Source organism: Paenibacillus kyungheensis (assembly GCF_028606985.1).
GTDB lineage: Bacteria > Bacillota > Bacilli > Paenibacillales > Paenibacillaceae > Saccharibacillus > Saccharibacillus kyungheensis.
Map to the genome: position 1 here is coordinate 513,155 of NZ_CP117416.1, position 23,900 is coordinate 537,054.

General features: G+C 41.4%; 18 protein-coding genes. 14 read left to right on the top strand and 4 right to left on the bottom strand.

Features of this window, described 5'->3' with window-relative positions; translation table 11 throughout:
* Positions 1 to 20: 20 nt before the first annotated feature.
* The 3 genes from PQ456_RS02250 (at position 21) to PQ456_RS02260 (ending at position 3,525) form a co-directional block, all read left to right on the top strand.
* Positions 21 to 1,433: a sensor histidine kinase gene (locus PQ456_RS02250; RefSeq protein ID WP_273614668.1), complete on the top strand. Its 1,413-nt coding sequence runs from the start codon at positions 21 to 23 to the stop codon at positions 1,431 to 1,433.
* Between the two features lie 307 nt (positions 1,434 to 1,740).
* Positions 1,741 to 2,970: an MFS transporter gene (locus PQ456_RS02255; RefSeq protein ID WP_273616220.1), complete on the top strand. Its 1,230-nt coding sequence runs from the start codon at positions 1,741 to 1,743 to the stop codon at positions 2,968 to 2,970.
* Positions 2,971 to 3,144: 174 nt separating this feature from the next.
* Positions 3,145 to 3,525 (top strand): RidA family protein, encoded by a 381-nt coding sequence (locus PQ456_RS02260; RefSeq protein ID WP_273614669.1) that lies wholly within the window; start codon positions 3,145 to 3,147, stop codon positions 3,523 to 3,525.
* A gap of 156 nt (positions 3,526 to 3,681) precedes the next feature.
* Here the strand turns inward: PQ456_RS02260 and PQ456_RS02265 are convergent, their stop codons facing one another.
* Positions 3,682 to 4,440, bottom strand: a complete 759-nt coding sequence (locus PQ456_RS02265) for a tryptophan-rich sensory protein (RefSeq protein ID WP_273614670.1) — start codon at positions 4,438 to 4,440, stop codon at positions 3,682 to 3,684.
* Between the two features lie 297 nt (positions 4,441 to 4,737).
* On the opposite strand from PQ456_RS02265, the gene PQ456_RS02270 reads away from it, so the two are divergent.
* The 5 genes from PQ456_RS02270 (at position 4,738) to PQ456_RS02290 (ending at position 11,529) form a co-directional block, all read left to right on the top strand.
* Positions 4,738 to 5,619 (top strand): carbohydrate ABC transporter permease, encoded by an 882-nt coding sequence (locus PQ456_RS02270; RefSeq protein WP_273614671.1) that lies wholly within the window; start codon positions 4,738 to 4,740, stop codon positions 5,617 to 5,619.
* Entirely contained in the window at positions 5,619 to 6,455 is an 837-nt protein-coding gene (locus PQ456_RS02275) for a carbohydrate ABC transporter permease (protein ID WP_273614672.1), read from the top strand. Before PQ456_RS02270 ends, PQ456_RS02275 begins: the two co-directional genes overlap by 1 nt.
* Positions 6,456 to 6,531: 76 nt before the next feature.
* Positions 6,532 to 7,800: an ABC transporter substrate-binding protein gene (locus PQ456_RS02280; RefSeq protein WP_273614673.1), complete on the top strand. Its 1,269-nt coding sequence runs from the start codon at positions 6,532 to 6,534 to the stop codon at positions 7,798 to 7,800.
* A gap of 117 nt (positions 7,801 to 7,917) precedes the next feature.
* Entirely contained in the window at positions 7,918 to 10,356 is a 2,439-nt protein-coding gene (locus PQ456_RS02285; RefSeq protein WP_273614674.1) for a glycoside hydrolase family 31 protein, read from the top strand.
* Positions 10,357 to 10,605: 249 nt separating this feature from the next.
* On the top strand, positions 10,606 to 11,529 hold the full coding sequence (locus PQ456_RS02290) for an ROK family protein (RefSeq protein WP_273614675.1): 924 nt from the start codon (positions 10,606 to 10,608) through the stop codon (positions 11,527 to 11,529).
* Here PQ456_RS02290 and PQ456_RS02295 read toward each other — a convergent pair.
* Positions 11,512 to 12,210, bottom strand: coding sequence for a copper homeostasis protein CutC (locus PQ456_RS02295; RefSeq protein WP_273614676.1), 699 nt, complete (start codon positions 12,208 to 12,210; stop codon positions 11,512 to 11,514). The genes PQ456_RS02290 and PQ456_RS02295 overlap by 18 nt on opposite strands.
* Before the next feature lie 436 nt (positions 12,211 to 12,646).
* Between PQ456_RS02295 and PQ456_RS02300 the strand changes: the two genes are divergently transcribed.
* The 6 genes from PQ456_RS02300 to PQ456_RS02325 all read left to right on the top strand — a co-directional run bounded on the left by PQ456_RS02300 (position 12,647) and on the right by PQ456_RS02325 (position 20,684).
* Complete coding sequence (locus tag PQ456_RS02300; protein WP_273614677.1) at positions 12,647 to 13,459, top strand: AraC family transcriptional regulator; 813 nt, start codon at positions 12,647 to 12,649, stop codon at positions 13,457 to 13,459.
* A 147-nt stretch (positions 13,460 to 13,606) separates the two neighbouring features.
* Positions 13,607 to 14,596: a proline dehydrogenase family protein gene (locus PQ456_RS02305; RefSeq protein ID WP_273614678.1), complete on the top strand. Its 990-nt coding sequence runs from the start codon at positions 13,607 to 13,609 to the stop codon at positions 14,594 to 14,596.
* Between the two features lie 434 nt (positions 14,597 to 15,030).
* The gene (locus PQ456_RS02310) at positions 15,031 to 18,177 is read left to right on the top strand and encodes a DEAD/DEAH box helicase (RefSeq protein WP_273614679.1); all 3,147 of its coding nucleotides are present in this window, start codon (positions 15,031 to 15,033) and stop codon (positions 18,175 to 18,177) included.
* The gene (locus tag PQ456_RS02315; RefSeq protein WP_273614680.1) at positions 18,174 to 19,049 is read left to right on the top strand and encodes a hypothetical protein; all 876 of its coding nucleotides are present in this window, start codon (positions 18,174 to 18,176) and stop codon (positions 19,047 to 19,049) included. Before PQ456_RS02310 ends, PQ456_RS02315 begins: the two co-directional genes overlap by 4 nt.
* Before the next feature lie 12 nt (positions 19,050 to 19,061).
* On the top strand, positions 19,062 to 19,958 hold the full coding sequence (locus PQ456_RS02320; RefSeq protein ID WP_273614681.1) for a M15 family metallopeptidase: 897 nt from the start codon (positions 19,062 to 19,064) through the stop codon (positions 19,956 to 19,958).
* A 12-nt stretch (positions 19,959 to 19,970) separates the two neighbouring features.
* Positions 19,971 to 20,684, top strand: coding sequence for a hypothetical protein (locus tag PQ456_RS02325; protein ID WP_273614682.1), 714 nt, complete (start codon positions 19,971 to 19,973; stop codon positions 20,682 to 20,684).
* Between the two features lie 103 nt (positions 20,685 to 20,787).
* On the opposite strand, the gene PQ456_RS02330 is transcribed toward PQ456_RS02325, so the two are convergent.
* Positions 20,788 to 21,531, bottom strand: a complete 744-nt coding sequence (locus tag PQ456_RS02330; protein WP_273614683.1) for a GTP pyrophosphokinase — start codon at positions 21,529 to 21,531, stop codon at positions 20,788 to 20,790.
* Positions 21,532 to 21,605: 74 nt separating this feature from the next.
* On the bottom strand, positions 21,606 to 23,687 hold the full coding sequence (locus PQ456_RS02335; RefSeq protein WP_273614684.1) for an ATP-dependent helicase: 2,082 nt from the start codon (positions 23,685 to 23,687) through the stop codon (positions 21,606 to 21,608).
* Positions 23,688 to 23,900: the final 213 nt, after the last annotated feature.

Consider the following 23,900-nt stretch of genomic DNA (forward strand, 5'->3'; position numbering starts at 1 on the left):
TTAAAAGCAGGAGTGATCATATGGGGTTCATAAAGAATTTCCTGATGAATGCGGGGATGATGGTCACCATTGCATATGTGGCAAATATTATTTATAAATATGCACTTATCCGTTTTTCGGCACGTATCAAATATGTGAGTTCGATCTTTTTATTAATTTTTGCTGGTTGGGCAAGTTGCTTTTTTGGCTTTCGATTAAGTGAAAACGTTATTTTTGATCTTCGTTTTCTACCTCTGATTGTTGCGGCGGCTGTCTATTCTAGACCTATTGTGATCATGTTAGTCGGTGTCGGTATTGGATTAACCCGTTTAACGTTTGGCATCGATATGGCGGCATTTGTAGGCGTATTGAATCTATCTATTCTGGGAGCTGTTTGTGCGGTTCTGAATATCTGGATGCGCAATAGTACAGTCAAACTTCATATCAAAGCGATTATAACAGTGCTTGTCGTCAATATAATCAATACGTTTGATATTGCTGTACTGGGTGTTGTGCCGATACGTATCTATGTATTCGAAATTATGCCGTTTACCTTACCAATGTCTATCTTAATGAGCGGTGTATTTGTTTTTATTTTGCGTGATTTTCATACGGAACGACAACGAATGTTACAACTTGAACATGCCAATGAATTGCTGTATCAACAGACCGAGGAACTGCAACAGACTCAATTTGTGTTAGAAGAACGAGCAAAGCAATTGTTGTTAGTATCTCAATACAAATCTGAATTTTTGGCAAATATGTCTCATGAATTACGGACACCGCTCAATAGCATTATTAATCTGGCACAGATGATGGCTGACAAAGAAGATCAACGTACAGAAGAAGAAACGGTTCTGTACAGCCAGATGATCTATCAATCCGGCTTAGACTTGCTGGAATTGATCAATGATGTGCTCGATCTATCCAAAGTAGAAGCCGGTAAACTTGAAATTACGTATGAAGAAGTACGATTGTGGGAATTAGTAGAAGTATTGCGTATGCATTTTGAAATTACTGCTCAGAAAAAAGGCATTACATTTGCCACTGTACAAGATTCTCATGTTCCAGAAACGATTTTTTCAGATGCTCAGCGAATCCAACAGATTTTACGTAATCTGCTGACCAATGCTTTTAAATTTACTCAAAAAGGCAGTGTCACTATGCGTATACACAAACATTGGAATAGTGAAGATCAGAGTGAATGGATCGTATTCTCTGTTCAGGATACAGGGATAGGCATTGCTTCTTCTCAACATCAAGTGATTTTTGAAGCTTTTGAACAAGCGGATAGTTCGATTACTCGTCGTTATGGAGGTACAGGTCTAGGATTGTCGATCAGTCGCGATCTAGCCACGATGTTAGGCGGATATCTGGGTATGGAGAGCCGAGAGCATGAAGGCAGTATATTTTCACTGTATCTTCCACTGCTACAACCTCCATCTGTAGAATAATCCTGTATACGATCTATGTATGAGCATTATAGCTATTCCGCATTGTTATGATGCTCATCAACGATTTTTTTGAAAAGATTAATAATGTTGTAATGCTAGATGAGTACTGCAATGAATACGGATACATGTTCCAAAAAAGAGCGCGGTTAACGTTTGGTTATTGTCAGAGAGGGTAAACAAACCTAATTCATTCTAAAGTTTATGTAATCAAAGTCATCTTTTGTAATGTACAAAGGAGAGGATACTTATCAAACGAAGACGTGCTCTTGGACTCAACCGTTTGAATTTGCAGAAACGAAGACATTCGATGTATCGCAATCATTTACGAATCGCTACAACCGAAGGGATTCCGGCTACAATCTTTTCCACATTATTAAGCGGCCCTTTTTTAACAGGTTTTTTATTGTATCTTGGAGCAACCGCAGGACAAATCGGATTAGTAATCGCATTGACTACACTTGTAAATGTTGGACAGGTGATCGTTGCTTTTTTGATCCAACGTTTACATAAGCGGAAATGGGTATTAATTTTATCTGTATTTCTGCATCGCGTATTATGGGGAGCTACCGGCTTAGTCCCATTTATTTTTACCAAAGAACTCTGGGTTCCTGCTTTTATCGTATTGTATATTTCAGCGTTCGTAGCCAATGCCGTGATCGGTGTCGTATGGGCTTCTCTGATTGGGGATATTGTTCCCGGGCGATTGCGGGGTAGATATTTTGGGATTCGCAATACGATCTTGAATGCGTTAGGAAGTATCACTTTATTTGTAGGAGGCTTTTTGCTTGATAAGTATCCGGGCGGGCAAGGCTTTCTGATTTTGTATATTATTGTATGGATCTGTGTTGTGATGAATGTGGTTATTTTTCTATTTTATCCAGATGCGCCTTTTGAGCGATCAGCAGAGACGAAGTTTGTACCGATGTTACGTAAGCCACTCTATGATCGTTTATTTATGAAAGCAACATGGTTTCTAGCCTTCTGGTTATTGTTGCAGACTTTGGTAGTGCCGTTATACTCGTATGTGATGTTAGAAGTATTGCATGTCAGTTACTCGATTACGTCAACGATGACTGTCGTACAGACGATATTTATGATGATCAGCTTTTATTTCTGGGGCAATATGAATGCACGCTTTAGTAACAAAACATTGCTGTATTGGACGCTACCTTTTATTGCGGCTTCTTGTATCGCATGGAGTCTAAATGCAATTATTCCGGTCGTGTTAGCACTGCTTATTATTCATATGTTACTTGGTATCGGAGTAGGTGGATTTAATCAGCTATCGTTCAATTTTATTATAGGCGATACACCCAAAAATGATCGTCCGATGTTTATCGCTGTCTATTCGGCGATTACAGGGCTCACTTCTTTTATCGGGCCATTGGTCGGAGGGAAAATCTTTGAGTGGATCGAACCTTTACCTAGATGGGTGCAAGTATTTGGATTTCAGACGGCTGTCGGGGTCTTATTGTTAGTTCTAGCGGTAACGATAGGACGAAAAGTATTAAAAAATCCGAGCCCGCATCAGTTGTAACCAGCGAGTATACTGGTTAACTTGGACACAACCTGATCTGTTGCAAAGATGATCTGAGCTAACCTGTAGCGCTTTAGACTAGATTAACTTTGTAGTGAGGATTGCCAAACGTCAGTCTGCACGCTTAAAATGATGTCAGACATATACTACTTTTAGGAAAAGAGGTTATTACGCATGAGCAAGCAACCGATTTCTACCGATCGTGCTCCTGGAGCACTTGGCCCTTATTCACAAGCGATTGATACAGGGATGTTTATTTTTGCATCCGGTCAATTGGGACTTGATCCTGTAAGTGGAGAGTTAGCAGAAGGCGTGCAAGAACAAGCACGTGTCGCTCTTGAAAATGTAACGGCTGTTCTGGATGCAGCAGGAAGCAGTCTGGATCAAGTGGTGAAAACAACAGTCTTTCTACAAGATATGAATGATTTCGCAGCCATGAACGAAATCTACGGTCAATTTTTCAAAGAACCGTATCCTGCGCGTAGTGCTGTGCAAGTCGCTCGTCTACCGAAAGATGCTTTGGTTGAGATCGAAGTTATCGCTTTGAAAAAATAATTAAGTGTAACCTAAAAAAGACGTTCTCGTTGGATGAGAATGTCTTTTTTTTGATAATAGAAAATATATAACTTAATATAAAATGAATAATTCAACAAGAGCCCTCTCTTCGATAAAAGAAAGGGCTCTGCATATAAAGATAAAATGACAATTCTATTAATCTCGTGTACGATTGCGAACAAAGAAAATAATAATCGCATAAATGAACAACACCACTGCTAAAATAATAGCGGTTAACCATGTGGCATGGGAGTCTTGATGTTTGAATGCAATCGCGCTGTACGCCCATACAAAAACAAGCGGATAAATACTGTCACGATAGCGATATCCGATCACAAGAGCAATCAATGCACCAGCGATTAATCCAATGACTGACCAGACAGTCGGTGAAAGTCCAAAACCAGACCAATCATTTTTGTGTAACACGATCCCGATATTCAAAATCGTAGCAACCGATACCCAACCCATGTAAATACTGAAAGGTAATTTGACCAGAATAATCTGAGCGACCGATGGACGAACAATTCTTCTTGTGCGTACATACAATACAATCGTGGTTAATAATAACAGAACAATAATCACTGTCGCAATTTCTGTTAACAACGAATGCCAGAAGAACAACCAGATAATATTACATAATGAATTGATGATTAACCAGATTCCAACCGCTTCGATGCCTTCGTTACTTTCAGAAGAATTGCGGAATTGATAAATCACAAAGCCTACTAACAATAGATAGATCACAGACCATATGGAAAATGCATAACTAGCAGGTGTTAATAGAATTTCGAACATATCCGAAATTTCCCCTGTACCTCTACCGAATAGTGGTAGGGTGGCTGCTAGATAATTCATCACCAATACTGCCGCAATAGCTACTACATTCAGCCATTTGTACGTATTGAGTTTGGACAATAGGAGTCCCTCCTTATTTTTTGAGATCATATGTAAAGCTGACATTCAGTATACAGAATGCTTTAACTATATACCCATTTCAAAGCGTAGTTACACAGCAATCACTATTTCGAACACTGTAATAGTAGAAGCATGTTGGTGCTAAAATATCATATTGAAAAAGCGCAAAAATGATAGCGTTATCATTTTGTGAATAGGAATATTGTTAAAACAGTCATCAATTTGTCAAAGCTTGGGTATATAACAATATGTTGATTGTTTCATCTGATAAAAGGGACTTGAAGGAGGACACTGAATATGGTCGGTAAAAAAGCGTCACAATGGATTCAACAGATTATTTTTGTAGGGCCCGCCACTTTGTTTTTTGCACTAATTGTGATTATTCCATTTATTTTGGGTCTGTATTATTCATTTACAGATTGGAATGGTATTTCAAAAACAATCAACTGGGTTGGATTTAGCAATTACACACATATCGTTACCAAAGATCCTGATTTTCGTAATGCGTTTTGGTTTACCGTTCGCTTTACAGTAGTAGGCATTATTATTACCAATGTTATAGGGTTTGCTTTAGCGTATATTTTAACGAAGCCACTATTTACACGTAATCTGATGCGTACAATTTTCTTTATGCCAAATATGATCGGTGGATTGTTGCTTGGATTTATCTGGCAGTTTATTTTTATCAAAGGGTTTGCCGCTGTCGGTGAAGCTACAGGGTTATCTTTATTTAATCTTCCCTGGTTAGGTGATCGCGCGACTTCATTCTGGGGTATCGTTATCGTCTTTGTCTGGCAAACCGCAGGTTATTTGATGGTTATTTACATATCTTCGTTAAACAATGTACCGAAAGATGTTTTGGAATCGGCAGAGATTGATGGAGCTACGCGCTGGCAAGTAGTGCGTCATATTATTTTCCCATTAATTATGCCTGCGATTACGATCTGCTTGTTCTTAGCGATCTCATGGGCGTTCAAAATGTTCGATCTTAACTTAGCGTTAACCAATGGTGGACCATTCAAAGCGACTGAATCGGTAGCACTGGATATTTACAATGAAGCCTTTACCAATAACCGTCTAGGATTGGGTACAGCAAAAGCTGTTATTTTCTTCGTCATTGTGGCATTGATTACCAGTGTGCAGGTACGTCTGACGAAAAGCAGGGAGGTTGAACTATAATGGATATTCAAAAACGATACGGTGTTCGTACACTAATTCTCGAAATTATTGTTGTGATTGTCGGCTTAATCTTCTTGATTCCTTTTTACTTTCTACTGGTCAATTCAGTGAAATCTTTTGCCGATATTTTGTCCAATTCAGCAGGCTTGCCTCAAGCGTATTTGTGGAGCAATTATGCCAAAGCATGGACAGCTATCGATTTCCCTACAGCGCTTAAAAATTCATTGATTGTGACGATTGTCAGCAATCTATTATTAGTATTAATCAGTTCGATGGCTGCTTATCAGATGGTACGTCATCCATCATTATTTAATCGCATCTTGTTTTTTGTTTTTGTAGCTGCGATGGTTATTCCTTTCCAATCGATTATGTTGCCTTTAATGGAAATGGCGAGCAAATATCGTCTTAATAATAGTATGTATGGATTGATTGTAAGTTATCTTGGATTTGGTGCACCTTTGTCTGTGTTTCTTTTCCATGGATTTGTCAAAACGGTTCCTCTTGAAATCGAACAAGCGGCTCGTGTAGATGGTTCGTCTCGTTACGGTGTCTTTTTCCGTATTGTATGTCCGTTAATGCAACCGATGTTTGTAACGGTTATTATTCTGAATACATTATGGATCTGGAACGATTATCTGTTGCCTTCTCTTATCTTATCCAGCCCTGAATTACGTACAATTCCGATCGCAACATACAGCTTTTTCGGTCAATATACGAAGCAATGGGATATGGCATTGCCTGCGCTAGTGCTTGGTATTACACCGATTATTATTTTCTTCCTGTTTATGCAACGCTATATTATCGAAGGTATCACTTCAGGATCTGTTAAAGGTTAATATCTATAGCGCCTAAATGAATAGCCAATATGAAATAGAGACAGAATTGAAATAAGCAAAACAGGAGGATTGAAGTATGAAAAAAATACTTTTACTACCACTGACTTTGCTCTTCGGATTAGCGACCGTATTATCCGGTTGTGGCAATCAGAATACAGAAGATGCAAGTGGAACCAAGACGATTCATATTTATCAATATAAAGTAGAGATATCTGGCGCTCTTGCCAAATTAAAAGTAGAATACGAGAAAACTCATCCGGGCGTGAAGTTAGATATTCAGTCTGTCGGTGGTGGTAGTGATTATGCGGCTTCGCTCAAAGCCAAATTCGCTTCAGGTGATGAACCTGATATTTTCAGCAATGGCGGATATGAAGAAATGAATCTCTGGTTTGAATATATGGAAGATTTGTCTGATCAGTCGTGGGTAAGCGATCTGGTCGATGGAGCGAAAGAATCGATTAGTCGTGATGGACACATCTATGGTCAGCCGATTGGTCTAGAAGGATATGGATTTATTTATAACAAAGATATTTTTGATAAAGTAGGCATTAAAGAGTTACCTACTACGTTAGAAGAATTACAAGCAGTCTGCGAAAAACTCAAAGCTGCTGGTTATATTCCATTCTCGAATGCGTTCCAAGAGTGGTGGGTACTGGGTAATCATAATTCCAATATTCCATTTGCTCATCAGAAAGATCCGGTACAATTCTTGCAACAATTGGATGCAGGTACAGCGCAAATACCGGGAAATGAGAAATTTACAGATTGGTTGAATCTGGTCGATCTTATGGTAAAATACGGAAATAGTAATCCTTTAACAACTGATTACAATACACAGGTAACATTGTTTGCAAATGGCAAAGCAGCGATGATGCAACAAGGGAACTGGACACAAGTACAGATTGATGGAATTAAGCCAAATATGAATATTGGTCTAATGCCGATTCCGATCAATAATGACAAACAAGAGAATGATCGCTTATTTGTAAGCGTGCCGAACAACTGGGTCGTGAACAAAAATTCACCGGTCAAAGCAGAAGCAAAAGAATTTTTAAATTGGTTAGTGACTTCAGATACAGGAAAACACTATATCACTGACGAATTTAAATTTATACCTGCTTTCAAAAGTATTCCAACGACCGATAAACAGCTAGGCCCTATCGGTTCAGATATTGTGAAATACAATGAAGCAGGCAAAACGCTCCAATGGGTATTCCCACGATTTGCAACAGGATTAACCAAAGATTACGGCAGTACGATTCAAGCTTATATCGCTGGAGAATTGACCAGAGATGAAATGCTGGAACAAATGCAAGCAGAATGGGTTAATTTGCAATTAAGATAGTCTGACATGAATATATCTTTGGGTAGATCAGGCGAAGCGAGCAATAGATACAAGCCTGATCTACATCAAAGGTCTCTACATGTCTACCAACATCCAACAGCGGAGGGGAACAGTAGAATGGAAGATACAAGCGAAGCGATACACCCGGACAAGGCAGGATTACCTGTTGTACAGGAAACATGGAACTCATTTGGACATATGATTCGCTGGCAAGAACATAATGGAGCTTATCTTTGTTACGGAGAACGTAGTCATGCCGCACTGATTTTTTTGTCTGAGGGAGAATTTCGCTTTAAAGTATTTCAAGGAGAATATCCTGATCTATCAACAACAATAGCTGTATTACCTCGCAGTGAAACATCACAACCTGAAGTCGAAGAAAATGAAGAAAACCTGGTTTTTACAACATCGCTTATTCAAGTTTTGCTCAATAGGCAAACGTTTGCACTAACGGTGTTAGATAAAGATGGAAACGAAATTGCGCGTCAAGAAACCGTCAGTTGGAGTCCTCGGGGTGCGATCAATGGTTTGTTCAATATGCAGGAAGGCTCTCATTTTTACGGATTAGGTGAGAAATCTAGCTTTTTGGATAAACGTGGTGAGCGCTATACGATGTGGAATACCGATGTCTATGCTCCTCATATGCCAGAGATCGAAGCGCTATATGAATCGATTCCATTACTATTGCATATGCAAGGGGAGACGACATACGGCATATTTCTAGACAATCCGGGACGTTCTGACTTTGATATGCGTTCACATGGAGTAGCCTATACGATTGGATGTTCTACAGGGCAGTATGATATTTATTTTATTTATGGACCGGAATTGAAAGATGTGGTTCGTCGTTATACATCGATGACCGGACGGATTTCGTTGCCACCTAAATGGGCGCTTGGATATCATCAATCTCGTTATAGCTATATGAATCAAAGTGAAGTGATGCAGTTAGCTCGTGATTTTCGGGAAAAACAAATTCCATGTGATGTGATCTATCTGGATATTCACTATATGGAAGGCTATCGTGTATTTACATTTGATAAAATTCGTTTTCCGAATCCGAAAGAGATGATTGCGGAACTAAAAGAAATGGGTATCCGCATCGTGCCGATTGTCGATCCCGGAGTGAAAAAAGATCCTAAATATCCGGTCTATCGTGAAGGGGTGCAGGAAGATCATTTCTGTCGTTACTTAGAAGGAGATATTTATTTCGGAGATGTATGGCCAGGAACCAGTGCTTTTCCTGATTTCACCGATAACAGAACAGCAGAGTGGTGGGGACAACTGCACGACTACTATACATCGCTTGGTATTGAAGGCATCTGGAACGATATGAATGAACCTGCTGTATTTAATACACTCAAAACAATGGACTTGGATGTTATTCATAAAAATAATGGTAAACCGATGACACACGAAGAATTGCACAATTTGTATGGATTACTGATGTCCAAAGCAACGTATGAAGGTATGAAAAACAATATGAATGGTCGTCGTCCTTTTATTTTGACACGTGCAGGTTATTCAGGAATTCAGCGGTATGCGGCAATCTGGACAGGGGATAATCGCAGTTTCTGGGAGCATATGGCGATGGCGATTCCAATGGTACTCAATATGGGATTGTCAGGGTTACCTTTTGCCGGGCCGGATATCGGTGGATTTGCGCATCATACTTCAGATCAATTGCTTGTACGTTGGACACAGATGGGAGCCTTTTTCCCGTATTGTCGTAATCACTCATCGCTTGGTACAGCACGTCAAGAACCGTGGTCGTTTGGCGAGCAGACGGAAAGCATTTTACGAGAATATATCGGACTGCGTTACCGCTGGTTACCCCATTTATATAATCTGTTCCATGAAGCCGCGCAGACAGGAATGCCGATTATTCGTCCATTGATTCTAGAATATCCACGCGATCCGCAGGTTACTAATCTTTGCGATCAATTTTTAGTTGGGTCAGACGTGTTGATTGCTCCGATTTATCGACCGGATACGTATTGTCGCGCAGTGTATTTACCTGAAGGAACATGGCATGATTATTGGACAGGCGAGCGTCACGAAGGTGGCAGACATATTCTGGTGGATGCTCCGCTGGATGTATTGCCGATGTTTATCCGTGCAGGTTCGATTGTAGTTGAAGGGTCGCTACGTCAATACACAGGCGATCAGGCAGATGAATCCATTACTTTCCATATCTATGGGGCTGTTGCAGATGCTTCATTTACAGCAGAGTATAGCCTGTATGAAGATGATGGAGAGACATTTGCTTATGAAAATGGTAATCATTCGAAACTTGATATTCGTGCATGTGGTGGACAGGATGAATTGCGATTGTCGATCCGTTATGCAAATAGACAGTATGTAGCTGTTCGTGATCAGTTACGTTTTACACTGCGTCAACCGGAGTTTCAACCGACAGAGATTGTAGGATTAGATCGTATTTCGCTAGACGATCTTGCTGAAGGAAAATCAGGTTGGAGTATGGATGAAGATAGTGGAGATATTTTGATTCAAGTATCTGATACAGAGCAAAATGAATTGGTTCTAAAAGTCTAAAAAAAGGTCATTTCTTTCACAGAGATTGGTGAAGGAAGTGACCTTTTTTAATGTTATGATAGATAGACAATATCTTAATTTTTACTCATTATTTTTGCTGAAAAGACGATAATGATGATAACTCTAAAAATGGATTGAAAAATAGTGCATATCCAGATAAAGAAAAACCAACAGACTAAAATGACCTGAAAAGACATTTATTTTATAGTATACAACTACATAGAAATCTAAAAAAACGGAGATGAACACATGCAATCATGCTGGATAGGGATAGATATAGGAGGTACTGGCATCAAAGGTGCCTTGGTGAATGAGCAAGGGCAGATGATAGAACGTATGGAATTGCCTACGCAAGCAGAACAAGGGGCTGAATTTATTTTAGGACGAGTGCTGTATATCGCTAATGAATTAAAAAGTATTGTTTATGATAGTGTTAAACAACGCTTTATTACGATTCATGGTATCGGTATAGGCTCTGCCGGTCGAATCGATCGAGAAAGCGGAATTGTAATTGATGCGACAGATAATTTGCCGGGTTGGAAAGGTATGCGCTTGGCTGAATTAGTTACAGCTTCAACAGGACTACCGACATGGATTGTTAATGATGCTCATGCAGCGGCGGCAGGAGAAGACTGGATTGGTGCGGCTTCTCATGTGCAATCTTCGATTATGTTAACGATAGGAACAGGAGTTGGCGGTGCACTTGTTCATTATGGTGAAGTGATCTCCGGTCAGTATGGAGGCGCAGGTGAATTAGGGCATATGATTCTGCATCCGGGCGGTCTGCCTTGTAATTGCGGTAAAAAAGGATGTGTAGAACAGTATATATCAGGAACAGCTCTACATCGGCGTGCAGATGAATATGTACCGGGCTGGAATGCGTATACGTTGATGAGAGAAGCGAAGCAAGGCACAACAGAAGCACTTTATGTATTAGATGGTTGGATTAATGATCTTGCAAACACGATTATTAATATGGATCAAATCTTTGATCCACAAGCGATTATTATCGGTGGTGGCATCATTGTTACACGTGGAACGTGGTGGGAATTATTGCTTCAGCGTATTCAAGAATTAGGTGGTAGACCGGTATTATTGATGCCTGCACAACTAGGTAATCATGCAGGCATGGTAGGAGCGGCTCGGATTGCGATGTTAAATGCTAGCTTGTAATAATTGCTGTGCTTGGGCAACACGTGCAGGATCAAGAGCAAGATTGATATCGCTATGGATACGTACAGCACTACCCAAATGAACTTCTTTTATCGAAGTATGTGTAACAAAATCAGCCAGACTCTGCAAAGTTAATCCTGCTCCAGCAATCAATTGTATCGGGTACTGTATAGCTAAGCGATTCAGGACAATCATCTGATCAACAGCTTGTAGCACAGAAGGTTGACCACCAGACGTTAAAATATGAGTAATCTGAGGATAGTGTGACAATATATCCAAACCGCGCTCCAGATTATCCAATTCGTCAAACGCACGATGGAACGTAAAAGGCTTACCATCTGCTGCCTCCAGCAATCGTTCTAAAGCGTTTGTATCAATCTGCCCATCCTCAGTCAGAACACCGGTTACTATCGCTGCTGCACCTGTACGGGAGATATGACGAATATCTCGTATCATACTGTTTAGTTCCGCATGATCATATCGAAAATGACGACTATGAGGACGCACCATCACATTAACCGGAATATGTACCGTTTCAGTAATATATTCGATGATTCCGAGACTGGGTGTGAGTCCACCTTCTTGTTGAGCGGCGATCAGTTCGATCCGATCTGCACCTGCTTGCTCTGCAATCATCGCATCTTCTGGAGTAGTCGCAATCACTTCAAGTCTTTTTCGCATAACAACCTCTCTTTCTATACTCCTATTTTATAGACAGCTTATCATCAGCATGATATAGCTGATAACGTAGATAGCCAGTGTGCTTCCGACCCATGATGAGTACCAAATTCCGTCTAAAACGAATATGACCTTTGAATTCACAATTGTTCCACTGTAAGTTTGATTTTATTGGATGTTTATCTTGTTTTGCATAAAGCATGACTGATCTAATCACATAATGAATCTACACGTTACATTAGGTGTACAGTGGAGATTTTTCTATTTTCATGTACCATTATGTTAGATAAAGATGTAATATAGTACATTTAAACGAGCTACAATAACAACGAAGAATAACATAGGCTGATATCCAAGTAAAGATTAGCAGGGCATAATTGCCTGTGTCTATCCTTTTTTTATACTAGCAGTAAATGAACAGATGAGAGGAGAGGAGTTCATGGCGGATGTATCTTTTTATCGTAATCACCAGCTTCCCTTTGTAGAAGGTAAGCGTTGCTATGCGGATGAACTAACCTATCATCGACATTTTCATGAGGAATATTCAATCGGTCTGATTCATCATGGGCATACGGAGGCATGGTGTGATGGTAAGCTGTGGGAAGTAGAAGCAGGTCGTATGATTAGTTTTCCTCCGCATATGCTGCATGCTTGTCATCCGAAGCAAGGACTGAAATGGAGCTATGATATGCTTTTTATTGATCCGAAATGGCTAGAGGGCATGGAACAGCAAGAATTGGCACAGATTGATATTCCTTATTTGTTGTCTACACAGAAAAATCAAGAGTGTACCATACAGATGCAGCAGACGATGAACTCACTAATGAATGGGAATGAACCACTTGAAACTGAAACGGCATTGATTGGATTGCTACAGCAACTTACGCGTAGTGAGCATGGCGATCTGGAGCACCAAAGCATGACCTCACCAGCTGACCGCAAATATGTTGGAATTGTACAGGAGTATTTACATGCGAACTTCCATCGTCCGATCCTGTTAGAAGAGTTGGAGCAGGTCACATCTATTAGCCGTTTTCACTTGATTCGACTGTTTAAACAGTGGCAGCACGTACCACCACACGTCTACCAAAATCTGCTGCGTATTAATTATGCCAAAACAGAGCTACATCGCCAGCGTCCTATTGTAGAGGTAGCAACAGAAGCCGGATTTTATGATCAGAGTCATTTTACCCGGATGTTTACGCGTGTCGTTGGAGTTACACCGCGAAAATATAAAGTTTCGGTTACTTAGGGTCGGTTGCATTGTAATGAAGCTAGTTATGGTTTGACTTGTGAATTTAAAGTATAAGGGTTGTATAGAAAAGTAGCTACATAGCAATTTTGTACAATAATTCTCTTTTCCTTTTCGCTAGTGTATAGGGAAGAGGAGTGATGAATGATGGATCAAATGAGAGAGCGTGAGCAGCGACTTGCTACACAAGCATCCGCGGCGCTAAAGGCGATTGCACGTCGTCCAGATATTAAAGGATATATAGAGCATAATCCGTCTAGCTATGCCCTACTACAGCGTGCAGCAGCACGTTATGTGACAGGAGAAGAGCGGTCGCAAGCGTTAGAGGTGGCTAATCAGCTGATAGACTATGGTTATGCGATATCGCTAGAATACATCGGTGAAAATACATTATCGGTTGCAGCCTGCCAGCAGGCACAGCAAGAGCTTATCGGATTAATCCTTGAGATGGGGCAGCAGAGAGTGCGTGGACGTGTCTCGTTTGACCTGTCACATATTGGTCTGCTTGTAGATCGTGAGCTAGCGCTTCGTCATCTCCTGGAGTTAGGGGAGTTATCGCAGAGGTATACAATCGAGCTATTTATTAGCATGGAAGAGTCGGCGAAAACGGAGTCGATCTTGGAGATCTATCGCCAAGCGGTAGCAATCTATCCGTTGATCGGTATTACGTTACAAGCACAGCTGAATCGGACATCAAGCGATGCATTAGATATGCTGGCTAAAGATACGCGTGTACGGATTGTTAAAGGAGCATACGAGGAGCCAGATACGATTGCACTCTCACGTTCAGCAGAGCTAGATCAGCGGTATGAAGAGCTATTCGAGTTAGCCGTACAGCGGGGCTGTCATATTTCTATTGCTACGCATGATGAAGCGCTAATCACTCGATTATTGCAATATGACTCCAAAGAAGCGGCTTCAGTTGAGCTAGAGCTATTGTATGGGATTCGTCCAGAACTGTGCGTGAAGTTACGCGAGCAAGGTTACCCTGTACGTATTTATTTAACCTATGGGCAGGAGTGGTATCTATATCTATGTCACCGGATTGCAGAGTATCCGCCTAATTTGTTTCAAGCACTTGTCGATATAGTAGGCGGTGAGCGGGAAGCGCCTGTTCTGCAATACCATGTAACATAACAACGATAAAATGTACCCAAAAATAATATGTTCAGGTCTAAAAGAGAAACACACGGATACGCTATGGAGCGTAATTCGTGTGTTTTTGGTTTGTCTTCATTGTGATTCATCAATTCACTGAACACTTATTTATTTTAGCTTCAGAAGCTTTACTACTGTAAAGGTTTTTTGGAATGAACTTGATTGTATAGTGGATAATTTGATGTTCTAGATTGCAATTTTAAGATTTTTAAAATGAATCTCAGTCTTTTTAGTTGGAAATCTGGAATTTTCGGACATCCACCCTTATAATAGATAAGATACCTACTCTGACAAAGATTATTGCTGTTTGTCAGAATTTTGGTGCTCAAATCATTTTTCTCATTAAACTTAGTCGTGCTGGTATAGATAAGCACTTATTATGAAAACGTAACTGAGATGGACGGGAGACAAAGATGGATCAACCGTTATATGGAATATGGATCGGAGACGTATTTTTTTGTTTTTCCGGTGAAATGTCTGAACCTAAGGTCGATGCTTGGATGAAAGTCATGCGTCGTCTGGAAATGCCTATTGGTCGCAAACCTTTTGCACAGTCTGGATTACGTCTGGCTGAATTGAAGTTTGGTCCTTCGGGAAATACGAATGCGAAAGAAGCACCTACACGTCGTGCAGGTAGAAGTAAACGTCTGCCAGGCCGAATGGTCGAAGGATTAGCTCTGTCCCCTGAGCAAGCGTATGATTTGCTACTCAATTGGGATGAAGCATTATTAGCACGTCAAGGCATTACACCAGGCGGAGAGATGCGCTACTGGCACAAAGCTGTTCAATTTGCTCAAAAGCTGTTGCGTGAAGGTAAAATTTTGCCGGATAGTACAGTGATTGCAGGAACAGGTCGCCGTAGTGCTCAAGCTACATTACATGGAACATGGAAACCTCTTTTACAAGGGGAAGACCGTGAAATGTTTGTCAAATTAGCAGATGCTATTCCGATGATAGGATTATCGGCATTGTCATTATTTCCTGCTTCAGAACCGGATCGTCCTGCACAAGCACGCGCAGATGTTCTTCACTCATTTTTAGTAGCAGTGATGGATGCTGAGATTCGGCGTATGTTCCGGGATGCAGGTTACGGGAAATTTAGAGCTTATATGGCGGCATACCGCCGGGGCACTTCACCTCAAGCTCATCTATGGTGGAATTCGATGTTCGATGCTACAGGCGATCTAGCAGTGCAAGGAACCGCCGATGATATGGCTGAACTGGCTCAACAGATTCGTGAACATAATGGAGCAGCAGTACCTGTTCCAGAAGTGGAAAATGTAGAAGAACGCAAAGGAGAATTGCGTCTGGTTGTGCGATTAGAACCACCAGTCTCAGCAGATGCTACTCCTGCGGAACAAGCGATGTATTCAAATACTCAAGAATGGCGTATGTCTTTCTGGGCAGATGATGAATCTGACGCAGCTATTTTGATACCTGTCGGTGTATTGTGGAAACATGGAGATGCAGAGCTAGTCGTGCGCGGTCGTACGTATGAAAATGTGCAACAGCATATTTTGATTCAGCTCGGTCAAGCCGCAGAGCGTTCACCGATTGTCGCTTCATTTCTAGAAGTGTCCAGCCCTGAAGGTGGATATATGGAAGCGGCGGATGTATATACGTTTCTCAAAGAAGATGTGCCTCGATTGCGCAAATCCGGCGTAGCTGTACAGATTCCTTCACGTTGGACAAGAGAAGGTAAGCGCCGTAGCGGAGTCAAATTAAAACTCAAAACACCACAAGACAGCAGTCGTGGCCCTGAAGAAACATCCCGTCTGGGCATGAATCAGATGGTAGCTTTTGAACCGGAAGCTGTGCTAGATGGCAAAACATTAACAGCCGCCGAACTCGCAGAAATCGCTAAAAACGGTGTGCCTTTGATTCCTTTCGATGGTGGATGGATCGAAGTCGATCTGACCGAGATTCGTCAGGTGTTACGCTTTATCCGTCGTCATGAAGAAGGCGAGATTTCATTTAATGAATTGATGCATATCTATGCGGATGAAGATGAAAATTCATGGAATGGTCTGCATATTTTTGAGATCGAGACAGGATCATTACTTAATGGTCTGATGGAAGGCAATGCCTGGCGTGATATTCCAGTGCGTGAAGTGCCTGAAGGTCTACATGGTACACTTCGTCCTTATCAAGAACGAGGATTCCAGTGGCTTGCCGCTATGCGTGATCTAGGATTCGGTGCTTGTCTGGCGGATGATATGGGACTTGGTAAAACAGTACAGGTGATTACTTGTATGCTCGATCAACCTGACGCAGGTCCACGTTTAATCGTATGCCCGACTTCTCTACTCGGGAACTGGCAACGTGAATTAGAACGATTTGCTCCTGAAATGAATCTGTATATTCATCATGGCAGTCGTCGTCCACGTGGCGAAGAATTTCTTCAGGAAGCTAGATCACATGATATCGTACTAACTACGTATCATCTAGCAGGACGAGATGGTGAAGATTTACGTGAAGTTCACTGGGCTTCGATCGTATTAGACGAAGCACAATATATTAAAAATTACCGTACCAAACAAGCGCAAAGTGTAATGAAACTCAATGCACCTCACCGAATAGCGATGACAGGGACACCTGTAGAAAATCGTCTAAGTGAGTTATGGTCGATATTCCAATTCTTGAATCCGGGTTATCTGGGTACGTCTTCTTCTTTCCGTCAGACGTATAATGCGTCTGGAGTCGAGATGGAGAGCCGCTTACAGACATTGCGCAAATTAGTTGCTCCATTTATGTTGCGTCGTCTCAAAAGTGATCCTGATATTCGCCGTGATCTACCGGATAAGATTGAATTGAAATCGTACTGTTATATGACAGTTGAACAAGCAGGTCTTTATCAAAGTGTTGTATCTGAAATGTTAGGACGGATGGGAAGCAGTGGCGGCATTACACGTAAAGGAATCGTTTTGTCTTCATTGACCAAATTGAAGCAGATTTGCGATCATCCTCATCTGGTAGCTAGCAATGGTAAGCCAGATACGTCCAAGCAAGAACGTTCCGGTAAAATGGCACGATTGATCGAATTACTCGATATGATTCGAGATAGCGGAGAATCTGCGCTGGTCTTTACCCAATATGTTGAAATGGGTGAATTACTAACTGCACGCTTGAGTAAGCATTACGGACAAGAACCGTTCTTTTTACATGGTGGAGTCAGCAAAGTATTGCGTGACGAAATGATCGATGCTTTTCAAAATGATCAAGGGCCACCGTTATTTGTACTATCTCTCAAAGCAGGTGGAGTCGGGCTAAATCTAACACGAGCGAATCATGTTATTCATTATGATCGTTGGTGGAATCCTGCTGTAGAGAATCAAGCGACAGATCGTGTATTCCGTATCGGACAGCGTCGTAATGTACAGGTGCATAAGTTGATCTGTCAGGGTACACTAGAAGAGCGTATTGATGAATTGATAGAAAGTAAAAAAACACTGGCAGAGCAAGTAATCGGTACAGGCGAACAATGGCTAACCGAAATGTCAGACGAAGAATTGAAGCAACTGGTATCTCTTCAATCCGCGGAATGGGGAGCTGACGAATGAGTACTATCGAGTGGACCGTAAGCAACTGGCAAGTTGATACAGGGCAGATTCAGGCTGATGTGTATCCAGCTACAGCCAAACCTACAGCAGAGTCGAAAGTGATACTGCATATCGATCTTCCTGCTGAAGAAGAAAAGCAAAAAATGCTTCAATCGTTAAGTGCTTCAGCATGGAGCATGTATCTATTGCTAAATATGGAGTCTCCTTCTTCAACAACAGCCAAAGAGATTGAGCTTATGCCCAAACATGTGCTTCAAGATGTACATGAATGGTCTGGAGCTGGAGAAGATTTACTGCTGTATACGCCTTATTTCAAAGACCAATCGTTTTCTACTATCGATCTACCTGTGCATCAAGTGGAGAGTTCATCAGAACAACAAAACTTTCAAGTGCAAGCTCTGATCGATTACTCTGGTGAACGATTATCGGCTAATCCGTTGCTTGCATGGGAATTGGCAGGGTGGAGTCCACAAGCATTATCCAAAGATATTTTCCATATCTGGGGACAGCAAGTATCGGCTCAAGCCCAAAGTGAATTTGCTATAGAAGACGGGACAATGGCGGGACAATCTTTTTCCGATGAACCTAATCTAGGCAGTTTACTGGCTGAAGCGGCTACCGCTGGAACACTGCATCAACCCGGAGAAGGTCTGGCAGAAGTAGAAGCATATTTGAATAAATCCAACAAACAATGGAACAAACAACTAGAAGGTGCCACTGCCAAAAAATTAATTCCATTTGTCGAAAATAAAGAGTTACAATTACCAGATATCGAAGCATTATTACCAGGCGTTCAAGGAGCAAGTACAGGTTATCAAGAAGTTCGTAAACAAGTGGCAGAACGTATGATGCGGAGTCATTTTGCAAAATAAAGGAGTTTTAGAATGAATACCAAAAAGCCACTACGTGTGCAGTGGAATATGATTATTCCAGCCAGTGTGCTGTTATCAGGAGTACTATTGGCAGGTTGTGGAGCAAGTGCAGAGCAATCAGCTACGACAGCTCCAACATCAGCAAGCAATACATCTAATGCAACTACCCAGACACCGTCTTCATCAGCACAGACAACAGGCACATCCAGTGCAAATGCAACAACAGCAAGCACGACCAATAGCACAGGTGATACATTACTACAACAGCGTGAAGACAGTTCGCTTCAATCGACTATTAAAAAGATGAACGGAAAAATGGTGATCACCAACCCCGAGTCGATGACTGTGATTGTAAACAAAAAGCGGTCATTACCAGATGGGTATATTCCGCCGGATTTGGTAGTACCCAAAGTAGCGTTCTCTTATGATGGTGTATTAGAAAAAAGTCATATGCGTAAAGAAGCCGCAGGCGCATTAGAAAAACTATTCGCCGCTTCCAAAAAAGCAGGGCTTGATCTAAGAGCTGTGTCTGGTTACCGTTCATATAAGCGTCAGGTGACGATCTACAATAATAATGTAGCGACCAAAGGTCAAGCTTATACTGATCGTGTGAGTGCGAAGCCAGGAACAAGTGAACACCAGACTGGTCTAGCGATTGACGTATCAGGCCCGGGTATCGGTTATGGTCTGGAGCAGTCTTTCGGAGCAACCGCAGAAGGCAAATGGTTAGCCAAACATGCAGCAGAGTACGGATTCGTGATTCGCTACAAAAAAGGTGCAGATGCGATTACCGGTTATACATGGGAACCGTGGCATATTCGTTATATTGGCAAAGAATTAGCGGAAGATGTAACAGCTAAAAATCTAACGCTTGAAGAATATTTTGACGAAGATCAGATTCAGAAATAAAGGAGGGAAGCTATGAACCATCGGCGGAAAATGACGGTATTTGCTACTATTTTACTGTTGGAAGCGACCGGATGTGCGTTTAACCCAGGCGCATCGATTCAGAAGTCGACTCCATCTGTTGAAGCGTCAGTTGCGCCATTGGTTCAAGAAGGCAAGATCAGTCTCTATGCGAGTGAGGAAAAAGATGGGCTCTATCACAATATAGCGATTGATGAAGGTCAAGGCGAGCAAGCGCAACACTATGACTGGGAGACAGTAAGCAACCCGGGTTATGAACCGATGATTCATGAACAAGATTTGAATGGAGACGGCCAAGCAGAGATTATTGTAATCACGACAAAAGGCTATGGAACAGGGGTATACATATCCGAAGCCCATGTGATTGAACCAAAACAGCAGACAGAAGTAGCAGTGGAAGATGCACTGGCATATACCAAAGCTCATGTTTCTTTTTCTGTGGTGCATAAGTCTGGCAAATCTCTGGTCAACGCCAATGTAACAGATCAACCTGCGGTAGAATTGCCTTTAGACCCTACCGATCGGAATGAGTTACCACAATTCGGTAATATTATTGATTATCATGTAGGTGAAGATCAGACATTAACAGCAGAAGTGGCGGCTCAATTAGCCGATGGTGAAGCAGTAGGCACTGCTATTTTACATTATCGGTGGGATGAAGGAACAATGAAAGTCAGTCAGATTACATTCGAAGCTGTCGCCTCCTAATATAAATCAAAAAGCATGCGTTTCTCATCTTATGATGGAGATCGCATGCTTTTTGCGTTATAGAGATATTGTAAGTAAAGAAAACAGTATCTAAATAATCAGATTAATTGGTTGATTCTTTGCGTACATAAGGCGGTGGTGGAGTCACTGAATCGTCTAACGATAAGACTTCTTTACGCAGATTCAGCATTTTGAGATCCAATTCATCTGCGGCTTTGGCGGCTTCGGTCAGTTCATGTACGATATGTGCAGGTACCTGTTTGTCATACTTATAGAAAATAATATGTTCCAGACTCGCCCAGAAGTCCATCGCCAGTGTACGCATTTGAATCTCCACTTTGACCCAGCGTTTTCCTTCCATCAATACCAGTGGAACTGCTACAATCACATGTAGACTTTGGTATCCATTAGACTTGGGATTAGCGATATAATCTTTGATTTCAATAATCTTAATATCTTCCCGTTGCTGTAGATGATTGAACATCCGGTAGATATCTTGTACAAAAGCACACACAATACGCATCCCTGCAATATCATGAATATGTTCAAAAATATTATCAACCGTTGTATCGAGTCCTTTACGAACTAGCTTTTCGATCATACTTTTAGGATCTTTAAGACGGGTTTTGATATGTTCGATCGGGCTGAATCCATCGGTTAATTCCCATTCAGCTTGAATCAATTTGATTTTGTTCTGTAATTCTTCCAAAGCTAGTTCATATAGAATCGGTAGCTTTTTCCACTCTTCAAATTGCTTGAGTGTATCTGCATGTTCACTAATTTCTTTAAGTTTGGATAAATCCAGATTGTTTAGATTTAACGAAATAATCTTGTCTATTTCACTCATACCAGTCACCTCTGTTTCTATTGTACATGGGTTGAAAAGGTAAACAAAATTTGTGACATTAGCAATAGTCAACTTTATGATTTAAAAGCTTCGATTAAAAAGCGTGACGGAGCCACTGTTTTGCCATGATGCATAGCTGGAGAAGAGACATATAATTCTTTCTTAGCTCGTGTTACTGCAACATAAGCAATTCGGCGTTCTTCTTCCAGAGCTGCTTTCATCAAGATCCCTTCTTTGTCAGGGCCTTTCATATTTTGCGCAGCCCGTACATCTTCAGGGGCAAAGTCTTGCAAAGCCGCTTCATGCGGTAAAATGCCTTCTGAAGCTCCAAGTAGATACACACAAGGAAATTCCAATCCTTTAGCACGATGAATCGTCATCAGATGAACACCTTGAGGTGATTCTTGCTTGAGTAGTTCGGTCATTTTTTCTCGTTTCATCGACAATTCATCTGCGAATTTGACCATTTCTTCTACAGTAGCAAATTTGCCAGCAGCACTTTCCAATTCATCCAGTGTTTCACGGATCGTATCTTTGTGACGGGTTGCCGGGCCACTAAAGTCTGCACTGGCGAATTTATCATAAAATACACGCCGAATTTCTTGAATCGCATACAGTGGCTTCATTTCTTTGATCTTTTTGAGAAAAACGATTCGATCTTTCACCTGTTGACGTTGAAACGATTTGAGCCGATCCCAATGATAAAGATGAATCAGTGGATATTTCTTCGATTGCTGTTGTTCTTTCATCATAATATGATCCATACCGGCATCTCTAGAGATATACAGTGGACCAATCACTCCCGGAAGAGCATCCATACGACGCGGCTTAATCGCTAAGCGCAAATGATCCATAATCGGGCGAATCAGTGCATGATCATAAAATACAGGAGCTTCCCCGTATTGAATAAATGGAATATCTTCCATCAACAATCGCTCTGCAATCGCCCGCGTCCCACTGATTGTCCGGTGAAGTAGAGCGATATCGCCGAGCGGAATACCTTGCTTTTGTTGTTCTAACAATCGTTGTACCACTTGATCCGCTTCGGCATCTGCATGAGCTGGACGCAAATAACGTGGTGCTTGACCTGCAGCTACACCTGCTTTTAATATTTTATGATGGCGTGCGGTATTATGCGTCACAATATGTGTACCCAGACCCAGAATCTGTGGATGGCTACGATAATTAATATCCAGTGCAATAATCTTAGTTCCTGGATATTCTTGCGGAAAGTTCAAAATGTATTCTTGCTTGGCTCCGTTAAAAGAATAGATCGTCTGATCATCATCACCTACGACCATCAAATTGCGATAAGCATCTGCGATTTTGCGAACCATGCCATATTGCAGTCGATTGCTATCTTGAAACTCATCCACCATAATATATTGAAAACGCTCCTGTAATATCGCTAACGTATGCGGATCATCTAGCAATTTATCGGTACGTAGTAAGATATCATCAAAGTCTATACGGCGATATTCTTGCTTCCATTCTTCATAACGACAAAGTAAAGCGCAACGATCTCGCTCTTCAGGCGTATCTTTAGGTAGATCCTCTGCTGATCCGCCGTCTAGCTTCATTGCAGATAGCGTGGCTAACAATGTTTCCGGTGGAGTGGTACTGGTCGAACCGATCTCTCGTCGTAATCGTTGCAAAACGGCATGTTGAGCACGCGCATCTCCAAAGATTTCTTCTGTGAGATTGCCATATCGTCTCAGCATTAACAGACCGAAAGAATGAAAGGTGCGAGCTTCGACAGCACGCGCTTTGGCGGCAGAAATGCCGGGCAATGCGGCTATTCTTGATTTCATTTCAGCAGCGGCTTTGGTGGTAAAAGTCACTAACAAAATCTGACGTGGATCTATGTTACGTACAGATAATAAGTATCCTGCACGAGCAGTCAATACAGTAGTCTTGCCACAGCCTGCTCCAGCCAATGCCAAAAGTGGACCTGTGCCATGCCTTACCGCTTCAATTTGCGGAGCATTGAGTAGAATACCCTGACTTTCCAGAGCACGGAAAAACGAAGCATCTCCCTCTTCATCCGAAATAAGAGTTATACTGGTATCACGAGGTGCGCTTTCGGCAGCCGGAACAGTTGTATGCGGTTGAATACCTTGAGGTCGTGGGTAATCTTGCCATAGGGTGTCTTTCAACAGATAAATCTTCCTTTCCGGCTTATCTTTTTCAAGTACAGCAGAAATTTGGTATGATAGAAGCAACCCGTATCCGGGTACTGCTATACATATCCTTCTATTATAATGGATAGATAGCAGTTGAAGTAGTACCCTGAGTATATTCATATGAAAAATTCAATGAAACGGTAACGACTATTTATGTATGATCTATATATAAATGGTGTGAATTAG

Excerpts from the sequence above, each read along its gene's own strand:
- PQ456_RS02250 (WP_273614668.1), top strand. The coding sequence starts at position 21 with ATGGGGTTCATAAAGAATTTCCTGATGAATGCGGGGATGATGGTCACC.
- PQ456_RS02255 (WP_273616220.1), top strand. The coding sequence starts at position 1,741 with ATGTATCGCAATCATTTACGAATCGCTACAACCGAAGGGATTCCGGCT.
- PQ456_RS02260 (WP_273614669.1), top strand. The coding sequence starts at position 3,145 with ATGAGCAAGCAACCGATTTCTACCGATCGTGCTCCTGGAGCACTTGGC.
- PQ456_RS02270 (WP_273614671.1), top strand. The coding sequence starts at position 4,738 with ATGGTCGGTAAAAAAGCGTCACAATGGATTCAACAGATTATTTTTGTA.
- PQ456_RS02275 (WP_273614672.1), top strand. The coding sequence starts at position 5,619 with ATGGATATTCAAAAACGATACGGTGTTCGTACACTAATTCTCGAAATT.
- PQ456_RS02280 (WP_273614673.1), top strand. The coding sequence starts at position 6,532 with ATGAAAAAAATACTTTTACTACCACTGACTTTGCTCTTCGGATTAGCG.
- PQ456_RS02285 (WP_273614674.1), top strand. The coding sequence starts at position 7,918 with ATGGAAGATACAAGCGAAGCGATACACCCGGACAAGGCAGGATTACCT.
- PQ456_RS02290 (WP_273614675.1), top strand. The coding sequence starts at position 10,606 with ATGCAATCATGCTGGATAGGGATAGATATAGGAGGTACTGGCATCAAA.
- PQ456_RS02295 (WP_273614676.1), bottom strand. The coding sequence starts at position 12,210 with ATGCGAAAAAGACTTGAAGTGATTGCGACTACTCCAGAAGATGCGATG.
- PQ456_RS02300 (WP_273614677.1), top strand. The coding sequence starts at position 12,647 with ATGGCGGATGTATCTTTTTATCGTAATCACCAGCTTCCCTTTGTAGAA.
- PQ456_RS02305 (WP_273614678.1), top strand. The coding sequence starts at position 13,607 with ATGGATCAAATGAGAGAGCGTGAGCAGCGACTTGCTACACAAGCATCC.
- PQ456_RS02310 (WP_273614679.1), top strand. The coding sequence starts at position 15,031 with ATGGATCAACCGTTATATGGAATATGGATCGGAGACGTATTTTTTTGT.
- PQ456_RS02315 (WP_273614680.1), top strand. The coding sequence starts at position 18,174 with ATGAGTACTATCGAGTGGACCGTAAGCAACTGGCAAGTTGATACAGGG.
- PQ456_RS02320 (WP_273614681.1), top strand. The coding sequence starts at position 19,062 with ATGAATACCAAAAAGCCACTACGTGTGCAGTGGAATATGATTATTCCA.
- PQ456_RS02325 (WP_273614682.1), top strand. The coding sequence starts at position 19,971 with ATGAACCATCGGCGGAAAATGACGGTATTTGCTACTATTTTACTGTTG.
- PQ456_RS02330 (WP_273614683.1), bottom strand. The coding sequence starts at position 21,531 with ATGAGTGAAATAGACAAGATTATTTCGTTAAATCTAAACAATCTGGAT.